Annotated in this window: 10 protein-coding genes and 1 other RNA gene; 5 read left to right on the top strand and 6 right to left on the bottom strand. The window is 45.8% G+C overall.

Going from position 1 to position 11,073, the window contains the following annotated elements:
* Positions 1–152: 152 nt before the first annotated feature.
* From CXF83_RS19275 to CXF83_RS19250, 6 genes are all read right to left on the bottom strand, one after another.
* Positions 153–3,068 (bottom strand): valine--tRNA ligase, encoded by a 2,916-nt coding sequence (locus tag CXF83_RS19275; protein ID WP_101091797.1) that lies wholly within the window; start codon positions 3,066–3,068, stop codon positions 153–155.
* Positions 3,069–3,094: 26 nt separating this feature from the next.
* Positions 3,095–3,568, bottom strand: a complete 474-nt coding sequence (locus CXF83_RS19270) for a DNA polymerase III subunit chi (RefSeq protein ID WP_101091798.1) — start codon at positions 3,566–3,568, stop codon at positions 3,095–3,097.
* Positions 3,569–3,793: 225 nt separating this feature from the next.
* Positions 3,794–4,462: a hypothetical protein gene (locus CXF83_RS19265; protein ID WP_232775154.1), complete on the bottom strand. Its 669-nt coding sequence runs from the start codon at positions 4,460–4,462 to the stop codon at positions 3,794–3,796.
* 104 nt (positions 4,463–4,566) lie between these two features.
* A complete protein-coding gene (locus CXF83_RS22720; RefSeq protein ID WP_198553557.1) occupies positions 4,567–4,719 on the bottom strand; it encodes a hypothetical protein in 153 nt (50 codons plus the stop codon).
* A 131-nt stretch (positions 4,720–4,850) separates the two neighbouring features.
* Positions 4,851–5,033, bottom strand: a non-coding RNA gene (gene ssrS / locus CXF83_RS19255) — 6S RNA.
* Positions 5,034–5,122: 89 nt separating this feature from the next.
* Positions 5,123–5,431, bottom strand: a complete 309-nt coding sequence (locus CXF83_RS19250) for a cell division protein ZapA (RefSeq protein WP_101091800.1) — start codon at positions 5,429–5,431, stop codon at positions 5,123–5,125.
* A 358-nt stretch (positions 5,432–5,789) separates the two neighbouring features.
* Here CXF83_RS19250 and CXF83_RS19245 point away from each other — a divergent pair, with 358 nt between their 5' ends.
* The 5 genes from CXF83_RS19245 (at position 5,790) to gcvH (ending at position 11,038) form a co-directional block, all read left to right on the top strand.
* Entirely contained in the window at positions 5,790–6,365 is a 576-nt protein-coding gene (locus CXF83_RS19245; protein WP_101091811.1) for a UPF0149 family protein, read from the top strand.
* Between the two features lie 106 nt (positions 6,366–6,471).
* Entirely contained in the window at positions 6,472–7,704 is a 1,233-nt protein-coding gene (gene ubiH, locus CXF83_RS19240; protein WP_101091801.1) for a 2-octaprenyl-6-methoxyphenyl hydroxylase, read from the top strand.
* Between the two features lie 65 nt (positions 7,705–7,769).
* On the top strand, positions 7,770–8,990 hold the full coding sequence (locus CXF83_RS19235; RefSeq protein WP_101091802.1) for an FAD-dependent monooxygenase: 1,221 nt from the start codon (positions 7,770–7,772) through the stop codon (positions 8,988–8,990).
* A 267-nt stretch (positions 8,991–9,257) separates the two neighbouring features.
* Positions 9,258–10,352: a glycine cleavage system aminomethyltransferase GcvT gene (gcvT, locus tag CXF83_RS19230; RefSeq protein ID WP_101091803.1), complete on the top strand. Its 1,095-nt coding sequence runs from the start codon at positions 9,258–9,260 to the stop codon at positions 10,350–10,352.
* 296 nt (positions 10,353–10,648) lie between these two features.
* Positions 10,649–11,038, top strand: a complete 390-nt coding sequence (gene gcvH / locus CXF83_RS19225) for a glycine cleavage system protein GcvH (RefSeq protein WP_101091804.1) — start codon at positions 10,649–10,651, stop codon at positions 11,036–11,038.
* The last annotated feature ends 35 nt before the right edge of the window (positions 11,039–11,073 follow it).

Raw genomic sequence — 11,073 nt, 5'->3', positions numbered from 1 at the left:
TTTTGGCTGGTGGTGGAATATTGGCAAAGTGCAATGGGTATATGTACCGGCTAGCGCGGTTTTATGGCTGGAAATAAATAAGGCAACCCGAAGGTTGCCTTATTTTTGCTCGCGTTAGCAATTAGCTAAAACGTTAGCGTAACGATGTAAGCTTAACCTTCTAGCTTAGCCAGTTCGGCTTTCTGCTCGGTTAGCTTTTCAATATCACGTTGATATTCAGCTTGCTTGGCACGCTCTTTTTCAATCACGGCAGCAGGGGCTTTAGCCACAAAACCTTGGTTCGATAGCTTGCCTTCAATGCGTTTGAATTCGCCAGCGGCTTTTTCAAGTAACTTATCGATACGTGCCACTTCTTTAGCCACATCGATTAAGCCAGCCATTGGGATCAACAGCTCCATGTTACCCACAAGCTGAGTGGTCGACATTGGCGCAGTTTCACCGTCCGCTAGAATCGTCATAGACTCAAGCTTAGCTAGGGTCTTGAAGAAGGTTTGGTTGGCCTCTAAACGCGCCTTATCTTGCTCACTCACACCGCGAAGTAGGGCATTAAGTGGCTTTGATGGGGCAATGTTTAGCTCGGCGCGAATGTTACGCACTGCGGTAATCACTTGCTTAACCCACTCAAGATCTTCCATCGCCACGGCGTCAACTTTGTCTGCCTGATATTCAGGGAACGCAGCCAACATCAAGGTGTCGCCTTCAACACCGGCTAGCGGCTTAACGCGCAGCCAGATAGTCTCGGTAATGTAAGGCATCATAGGGTGCATTAGGCGCTGCATCTGCTCAAGTACCGTCACAAGCGTGTGGCGAGTACCACGAAGCTGCGCGTCAGTACCACTTTGCATAACAGGCTTAGTCAGTTCCAAGTACCAATCACAGAACTGGTTCCAAGTGAACTCATAGATAGTGTTAGCCGCAAGGTCGAAACGGTAGTTAGCCATGTGCTCGTGGTAAGCCTTAACGGTTTCATTGAACAAACCGATAATCCAGCGATCAGCAATCGACAGTTCCATTTCACCCGGCTTGCCATCAACCAGCAGTTGACCACAATCTAACGCTTCACCAATAGCATCGTCATCAGCATCTTCTGTTTGTACTTCAGTGTTCATCAGTACGTAGCGTGATGCGTTCCAGATCTTGTTACAGAAGCTGCGGTAACCGTCTAGGCGCTTCATATCCCAGCTAATATCACGGCCGGTTGACGCCATAGACGCTAAGGTAAAGCGCAGTGCATCAGTACCATGTGCTTCGATACCTTCGCTAAATTCTTTGCGGGTACTTTTCTCAATTTTAGCGGCCATTTTAGGCTGCATCATATTGCCAGTACGTTTTGTCACTAACGATTCAAGATCGATACCGTCAATCATGTCTAATGGGTCAAGTACGTTACCCTTAGATTTAGACATCTTATTACCGACTTCATCACGGATAAGTCCGGTCACGTAAACGGTTTTAAAAGGCACCTGTGGCTTACCGTTTTCATCTTTGATGAAATGCATGGTCATCATGATCATACGGGCAACCCAGAAGAAGATGATGTCAAAACCCGTCACCAACACATCTGTGGGGTGGAAGGCTTTAAGTTCAGCGGTATCTTTTGGCCAACCCAAAGTAGAGAAGGTCCACAATGCCGAGCTAAACCAAGTATCAAGTACATCATTGTCTTGGCGCAGTACCATTGCATCGTCAAGTTTGTATTTAGTGCGTACTTCGGCTTCGTCACGGCCAACGTAGACTTTGCCCGCTTCGTCATACCAAGCTGGAATTCTGTGTCCCCACCAAAGCTGACGTGAAATACACCAGTCGTTAAGGTCACGCATCCACGAGTTGTACATATTCTCGTATTGCTGTGGCACAAACTTAATGTCGCCGTTATCAACTGCTTCCATCGCTGTTTTAGCCATAGGCGCAACAGACACATACCATTGGTCTGTTAATAGTGGCTCAATAACAACGCCAGAACGGTCGCCATAAGGCACTTTTAATGCGTGTGGATCAATCTTGCCCAATAGACCCAAGGTATCAAGCTCAGCCACAACCGCTTTACGTGCTTCAAAACGGTCAAGACCGGCATAACGCTCAGGCAGACTATTGTCTAATTCAGTGTTAGCCGTACCGTCAGTGTTAACAATTTCAGCGCTTGAGCGGATAGCCGCGTCAAAGGTCAAAATGTTGTACATTGGCAGTTCGTGACGCTTACCGACTTCATAATCGTTAAAGTCATGTGCAGGGGTGATTTTCACACAGCCGGTACCGAATTCCATATCGACATAATCGTCAGCAACGATTGGGATAAGACGGTTAACAATCGGCAGGTGAATAAACTTACCGACTAAAGAGGCATAACGTTCATCATCTGGGTGCACGGCAACGGCACTATCACCTAGCATGGTCTCAGGACGCGTCGTGGCGATCTCTAAGTAATCTTTGCCATCGCTAGTTAATGCGCCTTGGGCGAGCGGGTAGCGGAAATGCCACATGCTGCCTTGTTTTTCTTTGTTCTCAACTTCTAAATCTGAAATCGCAGTGTGCAGGGTTGGATCCCAGTTGACCAAACGCTTACCACGATAAATCATGTCATCTTCAAACAGGCGGACAAACACTTCTTGTACCGCTTCAGACATACCGTCATCCATGGTGAAACGCTCGCGTTCCCAATCAACAGACGCGCCAAGACGACGTAGCTGTTTAGTGATGGTGCCACCAGACTCTTTCTTCCAGTCCCAGATACGATCGATAAAGTTTTCGCGACCTAAATCATGACGATTTAGCCCTTCTTCAGAAGCAATTTTACGCTCAACCAACATCTGCGTTGCAATACCAGCATGGTCAGTACCGACCTGCCAAAGGGTATTTTTGCCCTTCATACGTTGATAACGAGTCAAGGTATCCATAATGGTATCTTGGAAAGCATGGCCCATATGCAAGCTACCCGTCACGTTTGGTGGCGGGATCATGATGCAATAGTTGCCTTGAGACTCGTCGCCGTGTGGCTTGAAGTAACCTTTCTCTTCCCAGTTTTGGTAAAGAGATTGTTCGATAGACTGCGGGTTATATGTTTTTTCCATGGGAGCGTACTTATCTCAAACTAAAATTAATTGGTTGTATTGCTCAAGTCTTGGGTCGTTAGTGCTATCCCAAGAGTGCGATATTGCCGATAGCGATCGCGTGCGATCGCTTTATGGCTATCATCGTTGGCAACGAAGTCGATAATCTGACCAAAGTTTACTGCAAATTGCGGTACTTGGTCTGCAAGATTAATCAGAACATGGCGATTTTTATTGGCCCCAAGCCTATCAAAGCCGATTTCAACTGGGGCGCCACCTGCCGGCCCTTCACCTTTAAGGTTATGCGGCACGAAAGATTGCGGTTCAAACTGCCATAAAAGTTCATCAATGGCATAAGCCTGATCTTTGTCAGTGCAATGAATGTAGACCCACTGTTGGTTTACAAACGCCTGTTGAGCCAACTCACACGCAAAAATATGCACCTGCTCTAACGCTGAAAATTGAGCATGGCGCTGCGTATGACTGCCTTTAGGCATGAGATAAAACAGAGTCTGTGACATCGTTTATTCTTAGGGTCAAATTCTTAAGGTCTAAGCAACTTGGCTTTTGGACTGACGAAAGAGAGGATTTTACACTAAAACTAGGTTAGAGATCAGCCCCTTTTTACAGGGACTGAGGTTTTAAGTGTGGCTATTATTTCTTAAGGATTACTTGAGCTCTGAATTAGGAGCAGTGTCTAAAAACGATTAAAGCGTTTATATAAAGAAAAGCTGAATTTTTTAGTGCTAAATATCAAGTTTTTCTTTCTTAGGTTTGAACACTTTGGAGGCTTTTAGTCTTGATTTCTTTTTATGAATGGCGAGTGTGGGTAAGTTAAACCTTCTACGCTCGTTGTTCACTAGAACATCAGGCATGTTTTCTTCACAATAATGAGCAAACTGCTCTAAGTAAATACGTGAATATGCACCACTCTCTATAGTTAAAGGTTCATCCAAATCAAGCCTTTTGTGTTTAACCCATGCTTCTAAAGAGTACCAAGTGGATAGATACATTGGCCCCCAAATATTCATAAAGTGGTTTCTTGAAATCAAATTATGTAAGGCCATATATCCTATACGTTGCAGCTTTACACTGACCTCTTGTGCTGCTGCCAACTCTTCAGTATTCCAGCTACAGTCGTAGTGCCTTATGTGCTCCCCGGGGCAATTACAATAGGGGCGACTTTTGTGTGCATTTGTTAAAACACGGATTGCTGGTTTTAGCAGATCCATTTCAGCCATCGCCCAGCGAAGAATATCAGCATCTCGTGATAACGAAGATTCCTTGATATTGTTAGAACCTTGCTTCAGGCCGTAAAGTAGTAGACCTGTCAGAATAACCATTAAAATATTGGTTAAGCCAGAAACACCATTCCAGTCGAAAGTCGTTAGTTGAACTTTAAATTCGTCAAACATAAGCCGTTGCTGTAAATGAAAAAACAAAAAGTAACATAGGTAGGGGATTATTCAAGTTGTAAGTCTTTGATAGGGCGATCTAGCTGTGGATTTAGTTGCACTGCTCAAACATTAATAAAAAGTGGCTTGATGATGTTTAGCTCTTCCTGCTCTTCCTGCTCTTCCTGCTCTTCCTGCTCTTCCTGCTCTTCCTGCTCTTCCTGCTCTTCCTGCTCTTCCTGCTTTTTCTGCTTGTCCGGCTTTACCCAGCTTTCCACCGTCTTCGTATTCCCGTTCTGTACCGTCTCTGCACTATCCGGCTTTTCACCGTCTCAGCTTTATCCGACTTAGATCCACAGATACAAAAAAACCACTCTTAATAAAAAGAGTGGTTTTCAGTAAATTTAAATTGCTCCCCGGAACACCGACCGCTTGACGTAGCCCTTGAACCGTAGTTCAAGGCGGGTAAACGCATACTTCCTAAGGCTTCTCGATACGAGCCGAGCTTGCACAATGTCAGTAAAACGTTCACCCTGGGTTTTGTAAATATCGGCACAGGGACATTGCCAGCTAGCGCGAATCCCAGGGAGCAAAACTTTTATTCGTAAGCAGGTCAATTGACCTCTAAATGGCTTACGACACTAATTAGGTACAGCTTCAGTAAAACAGATTATAACCTTTTTAGGCCTCTTTAGTAGAACGTTCTACTAATGCATGCTCTAAAGTTGACTGCAGCAAACCGATTTTTTCATCCATCTGCTTGTTATAATCTTGATTCTTCTGTTGTTCTTCCAACAGCTCATAGCCGGTATTTAATGCGGCCATAATGGCAATTTCTTCACGACTAATGTTATTGGTGCGTGCTTTTAACGACAATAACTGATTTTCAAGATTATGAGCAACGTGCCTAAGTGCTGTCTCTTGTCCATCTGGACAAGCGATAGAGTAGGTGCGCCCCATAAGGGTAATTTCAATTGCCTTGTTACCCATTCCTAAAGGAATCCTTTAACCGTGTACTTGAGCGGACTATATCGGTCTAAAAAGCAAAGTGCAACAGCATCACCTCCTAAACTTAGATAGTTTAGATTAATTGTTGTTTAGATAGCCATTGGCGTACAAACATAGAGCGGTTTTGGCGATGGCTATGGTTGCTCGCCGATTTAAGTATGGCTTTATTGGCAGCCGTTTTCAGGTATCGATAGCCATTACCATTGCCCTTGGCATTCTTGATTATTGCTTTTGTGGTGGTGCCCGCAAACTTTTAACCACTTTATGGTGGCAACTCTTGGTCGAATCCATCAGTTCTGCTAGCATGAAGCTAGTAAATTTTGCGACTGGAAATGACTTTATGGCGACCCTCCCAACGCTCCGCATGGATAACTTACTTGCGGCACTCAACGAAGCTGAAATTGCTCAGCACCCTGTCGAAGTTCACGGCGCTTTAGTCGGCTTGATCTGTGGCGGTGTTGAACAATCATCTAAAGGTTGGACATCACCTTTATTAGAGCTGATGAATGACGGCCAAGCACTACCTCCAAAATTACAGCTGTTAATCGAAGAGCTCTATCAAGATGCGGTCACGCGTCTGTCCGATACTGACTTTGGTTTTAACCCTATGCTGCCAGAGGAAGAGGAGCCAATATCAAAGCGTGTTGAAGCGCTATCGTTATGGGTACAGAGCTTCCTGACTGGGATTGCAATTATTCAACCTAAATTGAATAAAGCCTCGAAAGAGGTGCGCGAAGTGATCCAAGACCTATCCGAAATTGCCCAGGTAGAATTTGATGTAGCTGAAGACGATGAGTCAGAAGCGGCACTTATCGAGCTGATGGAGTTCACTCGCATGGCTGCATTGCTATGTTACTCAGAGTTTGGGCCAGCAATCGAAGACGACAAACCAATAGACCTTGGTGTGTTGCACTAAACGTCCGTTGCTTAAGCCGCCATCGCACTCGTGTTATGGCGGTTTTGGTTTCTAAGAGACTAAGATAAGTAACAGCAATAACATCAGTTATCGGGTTAAAAATTCCATGGCTAATACACATGCGGTCGAACAGGTTGATATTGCAATCGTCGGCGGCGCAATGGCAGGGGCGATATTAGCTCTTGGACTCGCGCAGATTGCCAAGCAAACTGAACGACCTCTTAAAATCGCCTTGATTGAAGCGCATCGCCCTAATGAGCAACACCCGGGATTCGATGCTCGCTCTATTGCCATCTCTCATGGTTCTATCTTCGAGTTAAAAAAACTACAGATATGGCCACACATTGCGGCGCTCGCCAGCGAAATCAAAAATATCCATATCTCTGATCGCGGCAATTTCGGCATGACCGAGCTCAATAGCGACGATCTTCACCTGCCTTATTTAGGGCAAGTGGTTGAACTCGAAGCAGTAGGGCAACAGCTGTTCCGTCAACTAGAAAAAAGTGACATCCAGTTATATTGCCCTGCCAGTTTGACTGACGTTGAGGCACAAGCCGAACAACAGTTGCTGACTTTAGACAGCGGTCAACAGATCGCCGCCAAACTCTTGGTCGCCGCCGATGGTCTTAACTCTAAAGTGCGCCATGCTTTTAAACAGCCATTAGAGCAGGTCGATTTTCAGCAAACGGCGATCATTACTAATATTAGAACCGAGCAGCCGCATCAAAGTTGGGCGTTTGAGCGATTCACCCAAACGGGGCCATTAGCCTTGTTGCCGATGTCTAAACGTAATGGCGAACATCGACTTTCTATGGTGTGGGCGTTGTCATCCGCAGAGGCGGAGCAACTGCTTAAGGCGCCCAAAGCGGAGTTTATCGAAAAACTGCAAAGCACATTTGGTTACCGAGCAGGGCGCTTTATCGATATCGGTGAGCGCTTTAGTTATCCGTTAATGCTGTCGTATATGCCAAGGCCTATCTATCATCGCACCGTCTTTCTAGGTAACGCCGCGCAAACATTGCACCCTATCGCAGGGCAAGGCTTTAACCTTGGGCTGCGCGACGTGGTCAGTTTACTTGAAGTGGTAAAGCAATCGCTCACTCACAGTGTAAACAGTGAGTTAGATATCGGTCTAAGCCAAGTGACGCACGACTATCTAGCGCGTCGCAATGTCGACCGAGAAAGCACCATGAACAATATTGAGTTCTTAGTGCGCGGCTTTTCTAATGATCACTGGCCGTTAGTCATTGGCCGAAACCTAGGCTTACGCCTATTATCTTGGTTTCCGCCGCTGAAAGCGCCCGTTGCGCGAAAAGCCATGGGCTGGACAAAAAGTTGAGCCAAGCTGACTGATTTAGTCAGCACCGTTGATATTCAATTTAGTTAAATGAGTAAGGGTTAAAAATGTTAAGCACACAAACTTATGATGTCGCGATTGTTGGCGGTGGGATGGTGGGTTTAGCGACCGCCATTGGCTTGGCAATGGAAGGCATTAACGTTGTGGTGATTGATGCCGGCCAAACCCACGCCGTATCTGGCCCGCCTAAACTCAGAGTGAGTGCCATTAATAAAGCAAGTCAGCACTTACTAACCAATCTAGGTGCATGGCCATATTTGGCGGCAAACCGCATTAGTCCTTACCAAAAAATGCAAGTGTGGGACAAAGACAGCCTTGGCAAAATTGACTTCGATGCACATTCCCTTAGCGAAACTCATCTTGGCGCCATCATTGAAAACGACTCTATCGCGTTTGCACTAGCTGAACGCGCAACAGAGTTTAGCGAACTGACCTACATCGAAAACCAGCGTCTTGAGCGTATCGCCTTTGGTGAACGTGAAGCATGGTTAACCTTAGATAATGGCGACAACATCAGCGCTGCATTAGTGGTGGCCGCAGACGGCGCCAACTCTTGGGTGCGCGAACAGTGCAAAATCCCGATGACTTTTTGGGATTATAACCACCACGCCATTGTCGCTACGATCCGCACCGAACTGCCCCATGGCGACACGGCAAGGCAGGTATTTGATAGTGAAGGCCCACTGGCTTTCCTGCCTTTGTACGAAAAAAACCTCTGCTCAATTGTATGGTCGGTGTCACCCGATAAAGCCGAGGCACTACTGGCACTCGACAAGCAGCAGTTCGAACGTGCATTGACCGCCGCATACGATGGCCGTTTAGGCATGTGCTCACTGGAAAGTGATCGCCAAGCATTTCCACTGCGTATGCGTTATGCGCGCCACTTTGCTCGTCACCGTTTGGTATTGGCTGGCGACGCCGCACATACCATTCATCCATTAGCAGGTCAGGGCGTTAACTTAGGTTTCTTAGATGCCGCCAGCATTATAGAAACCATCAGTGAGCTAAAAGAGCAGGGTAAAGACATTGGTGATTACCGTCACCTGCGCAGTCTTGAGCGCTGGCGTAAAGCCGAAGCGTTAGAGATGATAACCTCAATGGAAGGCTTTAAAAGACTGTTTGAGGGCACCAATCCTCTCAAGAAAGTCATCCGCGATCTTGGCTTAAATATCGTTGATAATTTTGCGCCATTGAAAACACTGTTTATTCAGCAGGCGCTCGGCAACAAAAAAAGCTTACCCAAGCTGTGTAAAAGTGAACAAGATTAACATTCTTCTGTTTTAGCTAAAGCTGAATAAGCTTGTTATTTCATGTACTTGTTGTTTTATCTTTGGAAAACAGCATTTTGGTATGAAATTATTACCATTACAGCATGAGAAAAACTAATGACTAAACTGTTCGGATTAGAAAATTCTTTTGTATACAAAAGCAATACTCAAGGTATAATTTCGCCGCATTTTAATACGACCAAATTGATCTGGTGACAAGCACCCTACACCAGTTGCAGACTCGAATACCCCAAAGAAGGGAAAGAAATGGCTAACAAAACTGTACTTTTTAACAAGCACCTAGAATCGAATGGCAAGATGGTAGATTTCCACGGTTGGGATATGCCACTTAACTATGGTTCACAAATCGAAGAGCACCACGCAGTACGTCAAGACGCGGGTATGTTCGATGTATCACACATGACAGTCGTGGATGTGATTGGTGACGACGCTTGTGCCTTCTTACGTAAATTGCTAGCCAATGACGTAGCCAAGCTAAAAGTACCTGGTAAAGCGCTTTACGGCGGAATGCTGGACCATAATGGCGGCGTTATCGACGACCTCATTACTTATTACCTGTCAGACACTGAATATCGCATCGTGGTTAACTCAGCGACTCGCGAAAAAGATCTTGCTTGGATAAACGAACAAGTTAAAGGTTTCAACGTCGAAGTGACTGAGCGTCCAGAGCTAGCAATGATTGCCGTTCAAGGCCCTAACGCCAAAGCAAAAGCGGCTACGGTATTTAACGCCACGCAAAACACCGCGATTGAAGGCATGAAGCCATTCTTTGGTGTGCAAGCAGACTCTCTCTTTATTGCCACTACCGGTTACACCGGCGAAACAGGTTACGAAGTTATCGTTCCTGAAGCTGAGGCCGAAGCATTATGGCAAGCCTTTTTAGACGCTGGCATTAAGCCATGTGGACTTGGCGCGCGTGACACGCTGCGCCTTGAAGCGGGCATGAACCTTTACGGCCTAGACATGGACGAAAGTGTTAACCCACTGGCGGCTAACATGGGCTGGACAGTGGCATGGGCACCGGAAGATCGCGATTTCAACGGCCGTAAAGCCCTTGAAGCGATTAAAGCAGCGGGCACCGACAAGTTAGTCGGCCTTGTTATGGACGCTAAAGGCGTTATCCGTCACGGCATGTCAGTATTCTTTACCGACAGCGACGGTGTTGAGCAACAAGGCACTATTACCAGTGGCACCTTCTCGCCAACGCTAGGTTACTCTATCGCCATGGCGCGTGTACCTAATACTATTGGTGATGTTGCTGAAGTAGAGATGCGTAAAAAGCGCGTCGCTGTTAAAGTAATCAAACCATCGTTTGTACGTAATGGTAAGCAAGCGTTTTAATAGATATATGACTATTGGCTAAGTACGTTGATGGACTTGGCCAGTAGGGTAAAATAGCAGTTCAGGTCACTTTAAAAATCATTTTTCATTAGCGTTTAGCTTAGCGGTGAATATAATGATGAGTAATAGCCTTATCCTATTGAAGTGTATTGAAACAATATCCAATAGGTTAATGGCAAAAGAGTGCTGAAACCGCTGCGAAAACACGCAAAAAACTGATATAAGCCTAAATAGGCAAATCAGTAAACGTCTTATTAAATTACAAAATTAGAACAATCGAATAAGGATTAAGACCAATGAGCAATATCCCAGCTGAACTTAAATATGCTTCTTCTCACGAATGGATCCGTAAAGAAGAAGACGGTAGCTACACAGTAGGTATCAGTGAGCACGCTCAAGAGCTATTGGGTGACATGGTGTTTATTGAGCTGCCAGATGTTGGCGACGAGCTAAACGCCGGTGAAGATTGTGCCGTAGCTGAATCTGTAAAAGCCGCGTCAGACATCTACTCACCACTTACGGGCGAAGTTCTTGCCGTTAACGAAGCGCTAGAAGATTCACCTGAGCTTGTTAACAGTGATGCATTTGGTGATGGCTGGTTCTTCCGCGTCATGCCTACTGACCTCGCTGAGCTAGAAAATTTGCTTGATGCCGAAGGCTATCAAGCGGTTATCGACGACGAATAAGTTGTGATAATCAACAAAGCCCCACTCTGCTAAAG

This window comes from Shewanella sp. Choline-02u-19 (assembly GCF_002836205.1).
In the GTDB taxonomy this organism is placed as follows: Bacteria; Pseudomonadota; Gammaproteobacteria; order Enterobacterales; family Shewanellaceae; genus Shewanella.
Note: the sequence above shows the minus strand (reverse complement) of the source record. Positions and strands in the feature narration are given on the sequence as shown.